This window comes from Nocardia sp. NPDC005998, assembly GCF_040614395.1.
Taxonomy (GTDB): Bacteria; Actinomycetota; Actinomycetes; order Mycobacteriales; family Mycobacteriaceae; genus Nocardia.
Genome location: NZ_JBEXUI010000021.1, coordinates 138,263 through 154,670, shown reverse-complemented (window position 1 = coordinate 154,670; position 16,408 = coordinate 138,263). Strand labels below are relative to the sequence as shown.

Sequence of the window (16,408 nt, the reverse complement as noted above, 5' to 3'; positions counted from 1 at the left end):
TACGAGGCGATCGTCAAGGGCGAGAACATTCCGGAGCCGGGCATCCCGGAATCGTTCAAGGTGCTCCTCAAGGAACTCCAGTCACTGTGCCTCAACGTCGAGGTGCTGTCTTCGGACGGCGCGGCGATCGAGATGCGCGATGGTGACGACGAGGATCTGGAGCGCGCGGCCGCGAACCTGGGCATCAACCTGTCCAGGAACGAAGCCGCCACCGTCGACGATCTGGCGAACTAGGCGGTAGGCCGAATGTTGTTCATTGCGAACCGCATTCGGCTCCGCGTTCCACCAACTAGTGAACTTTTGCTCGAATTCGACCCGAATAGGGGAAAGGAAGTTACGTGCTAGACGTCAACTTCTTCGATGAACTCCGGATCGGTCTGGCCACCGCCGAAGACATCCGCCAGTGGTCCTACGGCGAGGTGAAGAAGCCGGAGACCATCAACTACCGCACGCTCAAGCCGGAGAAGGACGGCTTGTTCTGCGAGAAGATCTTCGGTCCCACCCGGGACTGGGAGTGCTACTGCGGTAAGTACAAGCGCGTGCGCTTCAAGGGCATCATCTGTGAGCGCTGTGGCGTCGAGGTGACTCGCGCCAAGGTGCGCCGTGAGCGGATGGGCCACATCGAGCTGGCCGCTCCGGTTACCCACATCTGGTACTTCAAGGGCGTGCCTTCGCGCCTCGGGTACCTGCTCGACCTGGCGCCGAAGGATCTGGAAAAGATCATCTACTTCGCCGCGTACGTCATTGTCGGTGTCGACGAGGAGCTGCGTCACAACGAGCTCTCCACGCTCGAGGCCGAGATGGAGGTCGAGAAGAAGGCCGTCGCCGATCAGCGCGACGCCGACCTGGAGGCCCGCGCCCAGAAGCTCGAGGCCGATCTGGCCGAGCTCGAGGCCGAGGGTGCCAAGTCCGATGTGCGCCGCAAGGTCAAGGACGGCGGCGAGCGCGAGATGCGTCAGCTCCGCGACCGGGCCCAGCGCGAACTGGACCGGCTCGAGGAGATCTGGACCACCTTCACCAAGCTGTCGGTCAAGCAGCTCATCGTGGACGAGGTCCTGTACCGCGAGCTGATCGACCGCTACGGCGAGTACTTCACCGGCGCTATGGGTGCGGAGTCCATCCAGAAGCTGATGGAGAACTTCGACATCGACGCCGAGGCCGAGTTGCTGCGCGAAACCATTCGCTCCGGCAAGGGCCAGAAGAAGCTGCGCGCGCTCAAGCGACTCAAGGTTGTCGCGGCCTTCCAGGCCAATGGCAACTCGCCCATGGGCATGGTGCTCGACGCCGTTCCGGTGATCCCGCCGGAGCTGCGCCCGATGGTTCAGCTCGACGGTGGCCGCTTCGCCACCTCCGACCTGAACGATCTGTACCGCCGCGTGATCAACCGCAACAACCGCCTCAAGCGACTGATCGATCTGGGTGCGCCCGAGATCATCGTCAACAACGAGAAGCGGATGCTGCAGGAGTCGGTGGACGCGCTGTTCGACAACGGCCGCCGCGGCCGTCCGGTCACCGGTCCGGGTAACCGCCCGCTGAAGTCCCTGAGCGATCTGCTCAAGGGTAAGCAGGGTCGTTTCCGGCAGAACCTGCTCGGTAAGCGTGTCGACTACTCGGGCCGTTCGGTCATCGTGGTCGGTCCGCAGCTGAAGCTGCACCAGTGCGGTCTGCCCAAGCTGATGGCGCTGGAGCTGTTCAAGCCGTTCGTGATGAAGCGTCTGGTCGACCTGAACCACGCGCAGAACATCAAGTCCGCCAAGCGGATGGTCGAGCGGCAGCGGCCCCAGGTGTGGGATGTCCTCGAAGAGGTCATCGCCGAGCACCCGGTGCTGCTGAACCGTGCGCCCACCCTGCACCGCCTCGGCATCCAGGCCTTCGAGCCGCAGCTGGTGGAAGGTAAGGCCATCCAGCTGCACCCGCTGGTCTGTGAGGCGTTCAACGCCGACTTCGACGGTGACCAGATGGCCGTGCACCTGCCGTTGTCGGCAGAGGCGCAGGCCGAGGCCCGCATCCTGATGCTGTCCTCGAACAACATCCTGTCGCCGGCCTCGGGTCGACCGCTGGCCATGCCGCGTCTGGACATGGTGACCGGCCTGTACTACCTGACCCGCCTGGAAGAGGGCGCGCGGGGCGAGTACCAGGCGGCCACCAAGGACGCACCGGAGCAGGGCGTGTACTCCTCGCCCGCCGAGGCGCAGATGGCGGTGGACCGTGGTGAGCTCACCGTGCGTTCGCTGATCAAGGTGCGGCTCACCGACCAGCGCCCGCCGAAGGCTATCGAGGCGGAGCTGTTCCCGGAGGGCTGGAGCCGCGGCGACGCGTGGATTGCCGAGACCACCCTTGGTCGCGTGCTGTTCAACGAGCTGCTCCCGGCGGACTACGCGTTCATCAACGAGCAGATGCCGAAGAAGCGTCAGGCGACGATCATCAACGATCTGGCCGAGCGCTACCCGATGATCGTGGTCGCGCAGACCGTCGACAAGCTGAAGGACGCCGGCTTCTACTGGGCCACCCGTTCCGGTGTGACGGTCTCGATGTCGGACGTGCTCGTTCCGCCGGAGAAGACCGAGATCATGGAGCGCTACGAGGCGCAGTCCGATCAGATCGAGAAGAAGTACCAGCGTGGTGCTCTCGATCATCAGGAGCGCAACAACGCCCTGGTCAAGATCTGGCAGGAAGCGACCGAAGAGGTCGGTAAGGCGCTGCGTTCGCACTACCCGGCCGACAACCCGATCATCACGATCGTCGACTCGGGCGCGACCGGTAACTTCACCCAGACTCGTACCCTCGCCGGTATGAAGGGTCTGGTTACCAACCCGAAGGGTGAGTTCATCCCGCGGCCGATCAAGTCCTCCTTCCGTGAGGGCCTGACGGTTCTGGAGTACTTCATCAACACCCACGGTGCCCGTAAGGGTCTGGCCGACACCGCGCTTCGCACCGCCGACTCGGGTTACCTGACCCGTCGTCTGGTGGACGTCTCGCAGGACGTCATCGTGCGCGAGCACGACTGTGGCACCGAGCGCGGCATCCTGGTGCCGATCGCGGAGAAGCAGCTCGACGGCTCGCTGATCCGGGACGCGCACGTGGAGACCTCCGCCTACGCGCGGACGCTCGCGGCCGACGCGATCGACACGAAGGGCAATGTCATCGTGGAGAAGGGCGCCGACCTCGGCGACCCGGCCATCGAGGCACTGCTCGACGCCGGCATCACCGATGTGAAGGTCCGCTCCGTGCTGACCTGCACCACCGGCACCGGCGTCTGCGCCACCTGCTACGGCCGCTCGATGGCGACCGGCAAGCTGGTGGATATCGGCGAGGCCGTCGGTATCGTCGCCGCGCAGTCCATCGGTGAGCCCGGTACCCAGCTGACCATGCGTACCTTCCACCAGGGTGGTGTCGCGGGTGATGACATCACCGGCGGTCTGCCTCGTGTGCAGGAGCTCTTCGAGGCTCGTGTGCCCAAGGGCAAGGCGCCCATCGCGGAGGTCTCGGGTCGGGTGCGGCTCGAGGACGACGATCGCTTCTACAAGATCACCATCATCCCGGATGACGGTGGCGAAGAGGTTGTCTACGACAAGCTCTCGAAGCGTCAGCGCCTGCGTGTGTTCAAGCACGACGACGGCACCGAGCGTCTGCTCTCCGATGGTGACCACGTCGAGGTCGGCCAGCAGCTGCTGGAAGGCGCGGCGGATCCGCACGAGGTGCTGCGCGTAATGGGCCCCCGTCAGGTGCAGATCCACCTGGTCCACGAGGTCCAGGAGGTCTACCGCTCGCAGGGTGTGTCGATCCACGACAAGCACATCGAGGTCATCGTGCGCCAGATGCTGCGTCGCGTGACGATCATCGACTCGGGTGCCACGGAGTTCCTGCCCGGCTCGCTCACCGAGCGGTCCGAGTTCGAGGCCTCCAACCGTCGCGTCGTCGCCGAGGGCAATGAGCCCGCGGCGGGTCGCCCGGTGCTGATGGGTATCACGAAGGCGTCGCTGGCGACCGATTCGTGGCTCTCGGCGGCATCCTTCCAGGAGACCACCCGAGTTCTGACCGACGCGGCCATCAACTGCCGCTCGGACAAGCTCATCGGCCTCAAGGAAAACGTGATCATCGGCAAGCTGATCCCGGCCGGTACCGGCATCAACCGCTACCGCAACATCCAGGTTCAGCCGACCGAAGAGGCTCGTGCCGCGGCGTACGCGGTGCCGTCCTACGACGACACCTACTACAGCCCGGACAGCTTCGGCACCACCACAGGTGCCGCGGTTCCGCTCGACGATTACGGTTTCAGCGACTACCGGTAATCCGGCAGTGCCGTAACAGCATTCGGCCCCCGTTCCATTCGGAACGGGGGCCGATTTGCGTTTCCGTATCAAAGGCCCGCGTACGGGTCTGGCCGCCGGTGCGGCCGCGCGGACTGCGCCGAGCCGTCGCGGGTGCGTTCGCTTATCGGGGCGTGATCGAATTCGGCGACGGCATCTTGCGAACCTTCGTTTCTGACCTGTCGGGCGACTGGACAGATACTCGGCGACTGCTGTGCCGAGACCTGGTCGCAGCCAGATCCTTCACCGAGTGATGAGCAACGCGGACCGTGCCCACTCGGTGATCTGCGTCACATGATGTCAGGATGTTCGGCGCTGCGGTGTCTTGTATTCGAGCCTCTCGGACCGAAGGAGACACCATGAGCACGAACGTCGACGTGGTCGTTGTCGGCGGCGGATACGCCGGTGTGATGGCGGCCAATCGTTTGACGCAGCGCGACGACGTGACGGTAACCGTGATCAATCCGCGTCCGGTCTTCGTGCCGCGGCTGCGTCTGCACCAGCTCGTGGGCGGGACGCACGATGCGGTCGTGGACTACCGGGAACATCTGGTGACCGAAGCGCATAAGCCCGGTTCGCACTCCTGGCCCAAGGACGGCAAGCACCGGCCGCAACTGCTGCAGGCACAGCGCGGCGACGCGGCGGCAGCACCGGTCGCGTAGCGCACCGAAACCGCGGTCGCCGCGCCCAGTTGCACGGCGCGATGTGCGGCAGCGCCCTGATCAAAGGCGTTGCCGCACGAGCGTCATCGGCGGGCTCCAACGACTACTGACGGCCGACAGGAGAGGGATCCATGGACACGACAGCTGAACTCGGTGGGCAGCCCCGGTCCGACAGCGCGGCCGTGGGGCGCGGCGGCGGCGATCACATCATCGTCGCGGCGACGGAAACCTTCCTCGCCCATCGCAACCTGCTGTTCACCGTGGCCTACGAGCTGCTCGGATCGGCGGCCGACGCCGATGACGTCTTGCAGGAAACCTGGTTGCGCTGGGTCGGAGTCGACGCGGTACAGGTCGACGAGCCGCGCGCGTACCTGGTCCGGATCACCACCCGCCAAGCGCTCAACCGGCTGCGCGCGATGAAGCGCCGCAGAGAGGCCTACGTGGGCTCCTGGCTGCCGGAGCCGCTGCTCACCACCCCGGATGTGGCCTGCGACGTCGAACTCGCCGAGAGCGTGTCGATGGCACTGATGCTCGTCCTGGAGACACTGACCCCGACCGAACGGGCGGTGTTCGTGCTGCGTGAAGCGTTCGGGATCGGCTACGACGAGATCGCGGCCGCGGTCGACAAGACCCCTGCCGCCGTGCACCAGATCGCCCATCGCGCCCGCCGCCACGTCGAAGCCCGCCGCCCACGCCGCTCGGTCACCGCGGGCCAGGCCGAGGCGGCTGTCGAGGCGTTCCGACGCGCGCTCGAGACCCGGGACCTACGGAGCCTGCTCGACGTGCTCGCACCCGATGTCGTGGCGATCAGCGATGGAGGTGGCATCAAGCAGGCCACACCGCGGCCGATCATCGGCGCCGACAAGGTGGCCCGGTTCATCGTCGGCGGCCTCACCAAGAAGGACGTCGCGCTCACCGTCGCGGCGACCATGGTCAACGGCAGCCCCGCACTGGCGCTGTATGTGGACGGGGAACTCGACGGCGTCATCGCGATACGCGTCGAGGACACCCACGTCACCGGCATCTACTACGTCCGCAACCCGCAAAAACTGACCCATATCGAATCCGAAACCCCACTCACACTGCGATGAACACCGGTCACGGCCCAATGTTCGAGGAGTAGATATGACCACGCAGGCACCGCTCGCCAGCGATGCGCTTCCGTCACGATGGCCGATTGTGGCCGGAGCAGTCGTCCTGCTCACCGCGATCATCAGCGTGCTGCTCATTGCTTTTGCCTGGCCATCGGTACGGTCGTCGGTGCACGATGTGCCGATCGCCGTCGCCGGGCCGACCACCGCGGTCGCACAGATCCGCGCCGCACTCGATCAGCATCTGCCGGGCGGCTTCGAGATCACCGAAGTTGCCGATACCGCCGCCGCGGAACAACTCATCCGCAACCGGCAGGTGTACGGGGCGATCGACCTCAGCTCCGGTACCCCGCACGTCATCGTCGCCTCCGCCGCCAGCACCGCGGTCGCCCAGACCCTGCAGTCCATGGGGACCGGACTCGGCCAGGCGGGCAGCACCGGCTCGCCGGTCGCTGTCCGCGACCTTGCCGCCCTGCCCGGCGACGACCCACGTGGCGCCGGCCTCTCCGCAGGTGCCCTGCCACTGGTGATGGGCGGTCTGCTGGGTGCGGTGCTGCTGACCAGGCTCGTTCATGGCGCCGTCCGTCGGGCTGCCGGGGCACTCGCCTTCTCGGCAACCGCCGGCCTGACCGTGGCAGCGATCCTGCAGTTCTGGCTCGGCTCACTGAGTGGCTCCTATCCGGCGAACAGCGGTGCCGTCGCCCTGACCATCGCGGCCACCTCCCTGACCGTCCTCGGGCTGGAATCCCTGCTCGGATATGCCGGAATCGGGATCGGTGCGCTGGTCATGATGCTCATCGGCAACCCCCTCTCGGGCACGGCGACCGCACCCGAGATGCTGCCCGGCTGGTCCGGCACGCTCGGCCAACTGCTGCCGCCAGGGGCCGGTGGCCGGTTGCTGCGATCGACCGCCTTCTTCGACGGCCGCGGCGCCGCCCACGCCGTCAGCGTGCTGGTCACCTGGGTCGCGCTGGGTGCAGTGCTCTGTTTGGTCGGCGGCCTGCGCGCTCGCCGGACCAGCAATGGCGCAGCGGTGCGTAGACCACCGCAATCGGTGGCCGACGGCGACTTTGTCCGGCATGAACCCCAGCCGTGGCAGCGTGCATAACGTGATCATCATCCCGGCCGATCCGCCGGACCATCACCACGGCCAGGATCGACGGATGTCAGGTCGGACGGAGTCGGCGGCTGGTCGCCGAACTGATCGGCGATGATGCCGCAGTCCGGAGCTGAAGCCAGATCCCCGCGTCGGTTGTTCATTCGATAGTTGCGCGGTGGTGGGGTGGGTTTGTCACGATGAGGTGCATGCGACCATGGTTCGTGGCTGGTCTGGCTGGGGCGTTGGTGGCCGCCGCCGGTGCGGCGTCGGCGGACGGACCGGGGCGAAGTTTCGATCTGCAGGCGCATCGGGGTGGTGCCGCGCTGGTGGTAGAGAACACTCTGGCCGCGTTCGCGAATGCCTTGGAGCTCGGCGTCAGCACCTTGGAGTTGGATGTGCAGATCACGGCGGATGGGTTCGCGGTGGTCACCCACGATCGGGATCCGAGTCCGGACAAATGTGTCGACACTGCGCCCGCGTTTCCCGGTGATCCACGGTTTCCGTATGTGCCGGGTACACAGTTCATTCGGGATCTGACATTGGCTCAGGTGCGGACAATCGATTGTGGCTCCAAGCGATTGGCTGCATTTCCGGATCAGCGAACCGTGCCGGGGGAGCGAATGCCGTTGCTATCGGAGGTATTCGATCTGGTTCGGGCGTATCGAGCCGATGACGTCATGCTGAATATCGAAACGAAGGTGGAGGCGGGTGCTCCGGAGCAGACCGCGCCGCGGGAGCAGTTCGTCCAGGTGGTCGCGGCGCAGGTGCATCGGGCGCATTTCGAAAACCGGGTGACCATACAGAGTTTCGACTGGGGTGCGCTGATGCGGATGCGGCAGGTGGCGCCGGAATTGCCGATCGTCGCGCTGACAAATGGGCAGCAGTTTCTGCAGGCGGGTCAGCCGGGTGCGTCGCCCTGGTTGGGTGGAATCGATATCGATGACTTCTCGGGCACGCTGCCGGAGAAATATGTGGCGGCAGCGGCGTCCTTCGGCGCGAATATCCTGTCGCCGGTGCACGGCAGCCCGCAGGACGGCACGGTCGAGGATCCGGGCTATGCGGCGTTCACCACCGCCGAACTGGTCCACGCCGCACATCAGCGCGGCATGACCGTGGTGCCGTGGACGGTGGACGATCGCGCCACCATGACCGCGCTGATCGATCTCGGCGTGGACGGACTGATCACCAACCGTCCGGATCTGTTGCGCGCCATCCTCGCTGAACGCGGCTACCGGCTGCCCAGGTCGTCTCACGGCTAGTCCATCCGGCGCAGGGCCGTGGTGCGCGACGCGGGTTGGGTTCGTACGCTGGTAACGGCCTCGGCCGCAACTGCCGGGCCCTGCCGCCGACTTCGAGACGGGATCACTGCCATGACTGATGGGCAACAGCCAGGCGGTTACGGCTACCCCATCAACCAGCCGGGATATGGTCCGCAGCCGGGGTACGGATATCCGCAGTATCCGCCGGCGGAGCCGCCCGCCCATCTGGGCTGGGCGATCGGGGCCACCATCCTCGGGACCCTCACCTGCATGGTGGGTTCCGTGCTCGGCATCGTATCGATTCTCTTCGGTGCGCAGGTGCATTCGAAATGGCACAGCGGGGATTTCGCGGGTGCGTTCGATGCGTCCAAGAAGGCGAAGACCTGGGCGATCGCCGCCACTGTTGCCAATGTGGCCTGTGCGGTTCTCGCGATCGGCTATCTCGTCGTCACGCTGACGAGTACGTCCTCGTACTGACCGTTTCCCGCTGCCGCCGCTCGAGCGGGCGCGCGCCGATATCGCGGCGCGGGTCGATGTCGAATTGGCGGTGCCGCCGAGCCGCTCTCCCGGCCAGATCAGCGCTCGCTGTCCAGCAACGTCATCTGCGCGGCCGCATAGCGCTCACCCGCGATCCGATCCGCGGGCACCGCGGCCTCGATGCTGGCCAGTTCCTCGACGCTGAGCTGGATATCCAGTGCGCCAAGGGATTCCGACCAGCGTTCGCGGGTGCGCGCGCCGAGGATCGGCACGATATCCGCGCCCCGGGTCAGCGTCCAGGCGATGGCCAGTTGTGCGATCGAAACATCCTTCGTCGCAGCGATATTCGCGAGCGCCTCGACCAATTTTAGGTTCTGGTAGAGATTTTCACCCTGGAAGCGCGGGCTGTGCGCACGGAAGTCGGTGGGGGCGAAGGTCGTGCCCTGGCGCACCGAATCGCTCAGCAGGCCGCGTGACAGCACGCCATACGCGGTGATCGCGATGCCGAGTTCCCGTACCGCGGGCAGGATTTCGGCCTCGATACCGCGCGAGATCAACGAGTATTCGATCTGCAGATCCGCGATCGGATGCACAGCCGCGGCCCGGCGGATGGTCTCCACACCGACCTCGGACAGTCCGATGTGTCGGATGTAGCCCGCCTCGACGAGTTCGGCCATGGCGCCGATGGTGTCCTCGATCGGCACGTTCGGGTCCAGGCGCGCGGGTCGGTAGATGTCGATGTAGTCGACGCCGAGGCGCTGCAGGCTGTAGATGAGGAAGTTGCGCAGTGCGACGGGGCGGCTGTCGGTGCCGCCCCAGGTGCCACCTGGTCCGCGCAGCGCGCCGAACTTCACACTGAGCACTACATCCGCACGGGGACGTTCGGCGATGGCCCGGCCGATCAGCATCTCGTTATGGCCCGCGCCGTAGAAGTCGCCGGTGTCGATGAGGTTGGCACCGGAGTCCAGAGCGGCGTGGATGGTCGCGATCGATTCGGTGTCATCGGCGGCGCCGTACACGCCGGACATGCCCATGGCGCCGAGTCCGATGCGGCTGACGGCAGGGCCGGTTTTGCCGAGTTCGGTATCAGTGGTGATCTTCGATGTCGTCATGGCATCAAGCCTGCCCCCTGGGAAAGGGGTGCGGCAGAGATCGCCTATCGGGGGATCGGCGATCCCTGGCTCGGCGCCGGGTATTGCGGGACAGTGGTGACATGGACCGATCCGAACTGGCCGATTTCCTGCGCAGGCGCCGCGAACAGCTGACGCCTGCCGATGTCGGGCTGCCGCCGGGGGTCCGCCGGCGCACCCCCGGCCTGCGCCGGGACGAGGTCGCCCTGCTCGCGGGCATGTCGACCGATTACTACACCCGGTTGGAGCAGTCCCGTGGCCCGCGGCCGTCCACGCAGGTGCTCGCCGCGCTGGCGCGGGCGCTGCGCTTCAGCAATGACGAACGCGACCATCTCTACCACCTGTGCGACCACGCCGCGCCCGGGCGTGAGCTCGCGGATAAGCACGTCGGTCCCGGGATCATGCATGTGCTGGCGAAGCTCGACGACACCGCGGCCACCGTTATCACCGACCTCGGCGAGGTCTTGGTACAGAACCGGATGCACACGCTGCTCGTCGGTGACCACGGGAATCGGCGCGGCTGGGATCGGTTCTACGCCTGGCGCTGGTTCACCGACCCGTCGTCGCGGGCCATCTTCCCGGCCGAGGATTGGGATCGGCTGGGCCGCAAGCATGTCGCGGACCTGCGCGCGACCGCCGCGCGTCGTTCCGGCGATGCCGATGTCACCGAATTCGTGAGCCGATTGCGTTCCGCAAGTGCGGAATTCGAGCGGCTCTGGAACGAACACGAAGTGGCGGTGCGGATCTCCGACACCAAGCGGATCCTGCATCCCGAGGTCGGTCTGATCGATACCATCTGCGAAACCCTGCTCACCCCGAACGAGGCCCAGCGACTACTCGTCTACCTGCCCCGTCCGGGTACCGATGCGGCGGAGAAGCTGGATCTGCTACGGGTGATCGGCACGCAGCGCCTGCTCCCCGCCCACGATGGCGTTCAGGGATTGACGTTGAAGTAGTCCATCGCGGCCTGGACCGCCGGCTCACCACCGCCGGTCGACAGACCGGCGAACGCGCCGATGACGCCACCTACCACCGTGGTGATCGGAACGGTGACGAAGTCGACGACGAACAGGCCGAGGGGGAAGCCGAGTACGAACCCGATGGCCGCACCGATGGCCGCGCCCGTCAGGACCTGCGGCATCGACTTTTCGATCTGACCGAAGAAGCGCTCCTGGGTGCTGACGTCGCGCACCGGCTCATCCGACCTGCTAATGGGTGTCAGCGACAGCCGGGTACCCGCCTCATCGATGACCGGGGCCAGATTGATCCGGTGTCCGCCGATATTCAGCGCGGTCGGCAGCGCGGCGACGACCTGCCCGTTGTGATCGGTCAGCGAGACGACCTTGTTCTCCCGGACCAGATCCCAGCGACCCTCCGAAATGGTGGTCACCACGGCATGGCGGTTCTCGGCTGCCGTGACGCGGTAGCCGATCTGCTGGAATACGCCCTGCAGATCGAGTGGTGCGTCTGCGGTCGAATTCGCCACGGGCGGTGCGGGTTCCGCGTGCACGACACTGGCTCCGATCGTGGTGGTCGCCAGCGCCAGCAGTGCCGTCGCGGTAATAGTGGAGATCCTCATCGTGCTCTTCTCGTCGCGCCACCCGAGTGGAATGTCCGTTTTGGTTGCCGACGATACCGTTTCGTGATCGACATCAGAAGAGGGTCACGCCCGGTGATTTCACCGGGGCCGCGCGGCGGCGCCTCGAATTCAGGTTCTGGCCTGGCCGATTCGACGCTTGCGCGGCTTCAGATGCAGACCCGGCAATGGCGGAGCCGGGATGCGCTGTTCCGGAGTGTGGCCCGCGATATCGGCGAAGCGGTCGAGATCGTGCTTCTCCCAATCATTTCGGGCTGCGACGATGTCCTCATGGCTGCGGCCGACGAAGTTCCACCACATCACCAGTTCTTCGCCGAACGGTTCGCCACCGATCAGCGCGAAGTGGGCGCCCGCGGTGCTGCTGAGTCGCAGTTCGTCGCGTCCGGTGCCCAGATAGAGCAGTGGGCCGGCGGCGATTTCGGTGTCGGCGGCGGTGAGGTCGCCGTCGATCACCATGAGTGCGTGCTCGAAATCGGGATCGAGGGTGATGGTGGTATCGGTGCCGGGCTCGATCCGCACATCCGCGCCGACGATCGGCGTATAGGCCTTGGCAGGTGAGGTGAGTCCGGCGAAGGTGCCGATCAGCACGATGGCCTGCACTCCTGCCCCCTGGTAGACCGGCAGGTCGCGATGCTGCTCGAAATGCGGATCGATGCCGAGGCTGTCGCCGGGCAATGCGATCCACAGCTGCAGCCCGTGCCCGGCGTGCGCACCGGCGACGCCGTACTCGGAATGCGCGATGCCGCGGCCGGAGGTCATCAGGTTCAGCTGACCCGGTTCGATTTCCACATCGGAGCCGACCGAATCCCGATGGCGGATCCGTCCGTCGAACGGCCAGGTCACTGTCTGCAGTCCGATATGCGGATGCGGGTCGATATCCGGCGACGCACCCGTCTTGGTGACCGTTGGCGAGCCGAAATGGTCGAGGAAGCACCAGGCGCCGACGGTCGGCAGATCACGTTGCGGCAGTACGCGTTCCACGTAGACGCCGCGCACACCGCCGAGTGGGACCTCGCGTGCCGGATAGAACTCGGCGACAGGTCCGGGACTCGGCGATGCCTCGCAGACCGCCTCCTCCGGATGCAGCTCGAGATCACTCATCGCGTGACGCCCTTGCCGACCACATGTGCGTCGTACTGCGGATGCTTCTCGAGATATGCCTTGATGAACGGGCACAGCGGCCGGATCACCCGGCCGCGGGCGATCACATCCTCGACCGCGTTCTTGGCCAGGATGCTGCCGAGGCCCTTACCGGAGAACCCGCCATCGATCTCGGTGTGGATGAACACCGTCTCGTCATCGCGCTCCTCGTATTCGCTGAACCCGGCCAGCTCGCCATCGAAGAACACCTCATAGCGGCTCTTCTCGTCATTGCGGACGACCTTGCTCTCGGGCGTCGGTTCGGTCATGGTCGGCTTCTCCTTCCGTGGGCGCACTGGGTGCTTGCTGAGGATCGACACCCGGTTGAACGCGCCGATCGTGGTGGCGATCCAGAGGATCGCCGAGACCTGATCATCGGATAAAAGCTCTCGGGCCCGAGCGTACTCACGGTCCATCGTCGCCTCATCCGGCAATGTGGTGGTGAGTTCGGCCAGTGTCAGCGCGGCCCGTTCCTGCGGTGTGTACAGCTCGGTGCGGTCCCATGCGGGCAGTACGGCGAGTTCGCGCTCGGTGGCCCCGGCCGCGACGGCCGCGCGATGGTGCACGTCGAGGCAATAGGCGCAGCCGTTGATCTGCGAGACGCGCACGTTGATCAATTCGATGAGCCTGCGGTCGAGTCCGGCCGCGGCGCCCGCCGCGCGGACCGTGCTGGCCACGGTGTTCAGCGCTCGAAACGCTTCCGGGGTCTGCTTATCCATGAACACACGCCCGTCTGGGTACTCCATAGGTCCGGATAGTAGAGCAGCACGGCGATATGCCCGGACTGTGGTCCGGATCGCCGTGCTGCAATCGACTGCCGTGCTGGCTCAGCCGACGTCGTTGAACCGCCGGACCTGCAACGGCTCGAGCAGGATCTCCGCCAATGTGGCGGAGCACTCCTTCAGATGCGGCGTTTCGAAATGTGCCGCGAGCGCCGCCTCGTCGACCCACTCCTCGAGCAGCACCACGCGGCTCGGATCGCTCGGGTGCAGGTACAGCTCATAGGCCAGACAGCCTGGTTCGGCGAGCGTCGGCGCGACCATATCCTCCAGCGTCTCGCGCAACTCGGTCTCGTGACCGGGCTTGGCGGTGAACCGGACATTGAGGGTCAGTGTGGACACCGATTACTCCTGATCTGCTGTGCGTGCACTACGCGCGGTCATTCCCGGCCGACGGAGGTGAAGGACATATCTGTGTACCGGTCTCCGGCCACCTTATCGGCGATCGGTTCCAGCGTGGCCAACTCCTCGGCGGTGAGCGAAATGGTGGCGGCGGCAACGTTGTCGGCGAGCCGGGTGCGGCTGCGGGTGCCCGGAATCGGGACCACCGCAAGTCCGCGGACACCCGTCTGGGCGTGCACCCACGCCAATGCCACCTGGGCGAGCGAGATACCGCGGGCGTCCGCGATGGCGCGCAGCGGCGCGAGCAGTTCGGCATTGTGTGCCGCGTTATCGCCGGAGTAGCGCGGCTGCAGGTGCCGGAAGTCCTTGCCATCGGCCAATTCGCTTGCCGCGGTGAAGGATCCGGTGAGGAATCCGCGACCCAGCGGCGAGTACGGAACGAAGGTGATGCCGAGTTCGGCGGCGACGGGTACCGCGCTGCGCTCGACGTCCCGGGAGAACAGCGACCATTCGGACTGCACGGCCGAGATCGGATGCACCGCATGGGCCGCGCGCAGTTCGTTGCCGGTCACCTCGGATAGGCCCAGCGCCCGAACCTTGCCCTGCGCGACGAGTTCGGCCATCGCGGCGACCGATTCCTCGATCGGGACCGCCGGATCGCGACGGTGCATGCACGCGGTGCAGCATTCATATCCTGGTCCCTTCGCATGGTTGTGTGAGCGCGGCCGGTTTGACGGCGGAGGTCTTGCCCTCGTACAGGTCGATCTTGTAATCCAGCACGGCCACCGTCTGGCGAAGTTCGTCGATCTTGGCGAGCACCTCGGCGCGGGTATTGCGGAACATCTGCAGCCGCTCGGGCACGGTGGATTCCCCTTCCCGCACCAATTCGGCGTAGCGGACCATGTCCGCCACCGACATGCCGGTGGCACGCAGCCGGCCGATCAATGCCAACCACTCCAGATCGCGATTGCTGAACCGGCGCTTCCCGGCGTGATCGCGCCCGATGTAGTTCATCAACCCGATCCGCTCGTACCAGCGCAACGTGTCGCGGCTGAGCCCGGACCGATCGGCCGCCTCGCCGATCGAATACTGCGGCTTCTCCCGATCGATATCGACGGCCTGCTGATCACCGACAACCTGACTTACGGCTCCACCCACTGCACTCGCCCTTCTCGATGAACACCAACGACGTTAATAACCTGGAGTGCACTCCAAGCAAGTCTTCATTCTGCCGAAATTCGGAACCGCTCGCCGCCGCCTGCGTACCTTCCATGGGCCGTCGGAGCCCGAATATGGTCATCGCCGCGCAGCTGCTGCGCGGCGATGACCGAGATGGGCCGATATCTCGGACTCAGTCGCGCTTGGGCAACTCCTGTACCGCCCACTTGTTCCCGTCGGGATCGGCGAAGAAGGTGAACAGGCCCCAGCCCATATCCTTTACGGGGGTCGCCTCCACACCTGCCGCGACCAGCTGCTGGTATGCGTCTTCGGCGCTCGCGACGACCATCTGCATGCCTACGACGCTGCCGGGTGCGGCGTCGGTGATGCCCTCGCCGATGCAGATGGAGCAGCCGGAGCCGGGCGGGGTCAGTTGGACGAAGCGCAGGCTCTCATTGACCCGGTGGTCGTGATCGGCATTGAAGCCGATCTTGGTGTAGAAATCCTTGGCGCGGTCCACGTCGGTCACCGGAATGGCGACCAGTTCGATTTTCCAATCCATCCGCTGAGCATCCCACCGGCTCGACGGCGAGAACTAGTTTTCGCACCTACCCTGGTGACATGCCAGGTAAGGACATCGACCGGATCAGGGGCCGCGCGGCCTGGGCTACGGTCAAGGAAAGCCCGGTGATCACCGCCATCGCGGTGGCACCGTTCGTACTGGCGCTCGGCGTCGTGTGGTGGCTGCTCGGCGGATTCGCCGCGTTCGTCCTGCTCGTCGTCCTCGGCGTCGTTGTGGTCGTCGGCGGCAAGCTACTGCGCTGACGACGCCGAGCCCGTGCTCAACGCGGGATGTGGAAGCGCACCAGATCGCCGGTGCCCTCATCCACCTGCGCCCACGGCCGGTCGAATTCGAGCACCGCGAGTGCCGAGGTGGGGAATTTCCTGCTGAGCTCGATCGCCCGATCGGAATCTCGGTTGCTCGCCAACTCCCATGCCGTCCACGGCATTCCGGGCGCGTGCCCGATCACCAGCAGCGTCTCGACATCGTCATCGCTGAGCTGGATCAACTCGATGAGCGTGCGCGGCGACGCCTCATAGATGCCCGCCTCATAGACCACCGGCGCGGTGACGCCGGTGGCAGCCAGGGTCTCGCGGGTGCGCGTGGCGGTCGAGCAGCGCACCGCATCGATCGGTGGCTGGGTATCGCGCAACCACTGTCCGGCCAGGCCGGCCTCACGCTGACCGCGTGGCGCGAGCGGGCGCTCATGATCCGAGATACCGTCGGGGTAGGCCGATTTACCGTGCCGCATGAGGATCAGAGTCCGCACCATGCAGATACCGTAAGGCCTAGCGGAAGAGAG

17 protein-coding genes and 2 pseudogenes are annotated in these 16,408 nt (G+C 65.9%); 9 read left to right on the top strand and 10 right to left on the bottom strand.

Annotated elements, in window-relative coordinates:
- The 7 genes and pseudogenes from ABZ293_RS25850 to ABZ293_RS25820 all read left to right on the top strand — a co-directional run.
- Positions 1-234, top strand: a 234-nt coding sequence (locus ABZ293_RS25850; protein WP_195154422.1) for a hypothetical protein, incomplete at its 5' end; no start/stop codon positions are given.
- Between the two features lie 104 nt (positions 235-338).
- A complete protein-coding gene (locus ABZ293_RS25845) occupies positions 339-4,292 on the top strand; it encodes a DNA-directed RNA polymerase subunit beta' (RefSeq protein WP_355184629.1) in 3,954 nt (1,317 codons plus the stop codon).
- A gap of 377 nt (positions 4,293-4,669) precedes the next feature.
- Positions 4,670-4,849, top strand: a pseudogene (locus ABZ293_RS25840) (NAD-binding protein); the annotation flags it as partial.
- Between the two features lie 254 nt (positions 4,850-5,103).
- On the top strand, positions 5,104-6,063 hold the full coding sequence (locus ABZ293_RS25835) for an RNA polymerase sigma-70 factor (RefSeq protein WP_355184627.1): 960 nt from the start codon (positions 5,104-5,106) through the stop codon (positions 6,061-6,063).
- Positions 6,064-6,097: 34 nt separating this feature from the next.
- Positions 6,098-7,171: an ABC transporter permease gene (locus ABZ293_RS25830; protein WP_355184625.1), complete on the top strand. Its 1,074-nt coding sequence runs from the start codon at positions 6,098-6,100 to the stop codon at positions 7,169-7,171.
- 197 nt (positions 7,172-7,368) lie between these two features.
- Positions 7,369-8,421 (top strand): glycerophosphodiester phosphodiesterase family protein, encoded by a 1,053-nt coding sequence (locus ABZ293_RS25825; RefSeq protein ID WP_355184623.1) that lies wholly within the window; start codon positions 7,369-7,371, stop codon positions 8,419-8,421.
- A gap of 111 nt (positions 8,422-8,532) precedes the next feature.
- Positions 8,533-8,898, top strand: a complete 366-nt coding sequence (locus ABZ293_RS25820; protein ID WP_355184621.1) for a CD225/dispanin family protein — start codon at positions 8,533-8,535, stop codon at positions 8,896-8,898.
- 98 nt (positions 8,899-8,996) lie between these two features.
- Here ABZ293_RS25820 and ABZ293_RS25815 read toward each other — a convergent pair whose 3' ends face one another.
- Positions 8,997-10,010: an aldo/keto reductase gene (locus ABZ293_RS25815; RefSeq protein ID WP_355184619.1), complete on the bottom strand. Its 1,014-nt coding sequence runs from the start codon at positions 10,008-10,010 to the stop codon at positions 8,997-8,999.
- A 101-nt stretch (positions 10,011-10,111) separates the two neighbouring features.
- Between ABZ293_RS25815 and ABZ293_RS25810 the strand changes: the two genes are divergently transcribed.
- Positions 10,112-10,984: a helix-turn-helix transcriptional regulator gene (locus ABZ293_RS25810; RefSeq protein ID WP_355184617.1), complete on the top strand. Its 873-nt coding sequence runs from the start codon at positions 10,112-10,114 to the stop codon at positions 10,982-10,984.
- On the opposite strand, the gene ABZ293_RS25805 is transcribed toward ABZ293_RS25810, so the two are convergent.
- The 8 genes and pseudogenes from ABZ293_RS25805 to ABZ293_RS25770 form a co-directional block, all read right to left on the bottom strand.
- Positions 10,963-11,607 (bottom strand): hypothetical protein, encoded by a 645-nt coding sequence (locus tag ABZ293_RS25805; protein ID WP_355184615.1) that lies wholly within the window; start codon positions 11,605-11,607, stop codon positions 10,963-10,965. The genes ABZ293_RS25810 and ABZ293_RS25805 overlap by 22 nt on opposite strands.
- Before the next feature lie 129 nt (positions 11,608-11,736).
- On the bottom strand, positions 11,737-12,726 hold the full coding sequence (locus ABZ293_RS25800; protein WP_355184614.1) for a pirin family protein: 990 nt from the start codon (positions 12,724-12,726) through the stop codon (positions 11,737-11,739).
- Positions 12,723-13,034 (bottom strand): GNAT family N-acetyltransferase, encoded by a 312-nt coding sequence (locus ABZ293_RS25795; RefSeq protein WP_355184639.1) that lies wholly within the window; start codon positions 13,032-13,034, stop codon positions 12,723-12,725. Before ABZ293_RS25795 ends, ABZ293_RS25800 begins: the two co-directional genes overlap by 4 nt.
- A 12-nt stretch (positions 13,035-13,046) precedes the next feature.
- A pseudogene (locus ABZ293_RS25790) lies at positions 13,047-13,511 on the bottom strand (carboxymuconolactone decarboxylase family protein); the annotation flags it as partial.
- Positions 13,512-13,592: 81 nt separating this feature from the next.
- Complete coding sequence (locus ABZ293_RS25785; RefSeq protein WP_355184612.1) at positions 13,593-13,886, bottom strand: putative quinol monooxygenase; 294 nt, start codon at positions 13,884-13,886, stop codon at positions 13,593-13,595.
- A 38-nt stretch (positions 13,887-13,924) separates the two neighbouring features.
- Positions 13,925-14,557 carry an aldo/keto reductase gene (locus tag ABZ293_RS25780; RefSeq protein ID WP_355184610.1) on the bottom strand — a complete coding sequence of 211 codons (633 nt, stop codon included), beginning with the start codon at positions 14,555-14,557 and terminating at the stop codon, positions 13,925-13,927.
- A 16-nt stretch (positions 14,558-14,573) separates the two neighbouring features.
- The gene (locus tag ABZ293_RS25775) at positions 14,574-15,044 is read right to left on the bottom strand and encodes a MerR family transcriptional regulator (RefSeq protein WP_355184608.1); all 471 of its coding nucleotides are present in this window, start codon (positions 15,042-15,044) and stop codon (positions 14,574-14,576) included.
- Positions 15,045-15,237: 193 nt separating this feature from the next.
- Positions 15,238-15,606, bottom strand: coding sequence for a glyoxalase superfamily protein (locus ABZ293_RS25770; protein WP_355184606.1), 369 nt, complete (start codon positions 15,604-15,606; stop codon positions 15,238-15,240).
- A gap of 59 nt (positions 15,607-15,665) precedes the next feature.
- On the opposite strand from ABZ293_RS25770, the gene ABZ293_RS25765 reads away from it, so the two are divergent.
- Positions 15,666-15,869 carry a hypothetical protein gene (locus ABZ293_RS25765; RefSeq protein ID WP_354961774.1) on the top strand — a complete coding sequence of 68 codons (204 nt, stop codon included), beginning with the start codon at positions 15,666-15,668 and terminating at the stop codon, positions 15,867-15,869.
- A gap of 17 nt (positions 15,870-15,886) precedes the next feature.
- Here the strand turns inward: ABZ293_RS25765 and ABZ293_RS25760 are convergent, their stop codons facing one another.
- Positions 15,887-16,378 (bottom strand): histidine phosphatase family protein, encoded by a 492-nt coding sequence (locus tag ABZ293_RS25760; RefSeq protein ID WP_355184604.1) that lies wholly within the window; start codon positions 16,376-16,378, stop codon positions 15,887-15,889.
- Between the last annotated feature and the right edge of the window lie 30 nt (positions 16,379-16,408).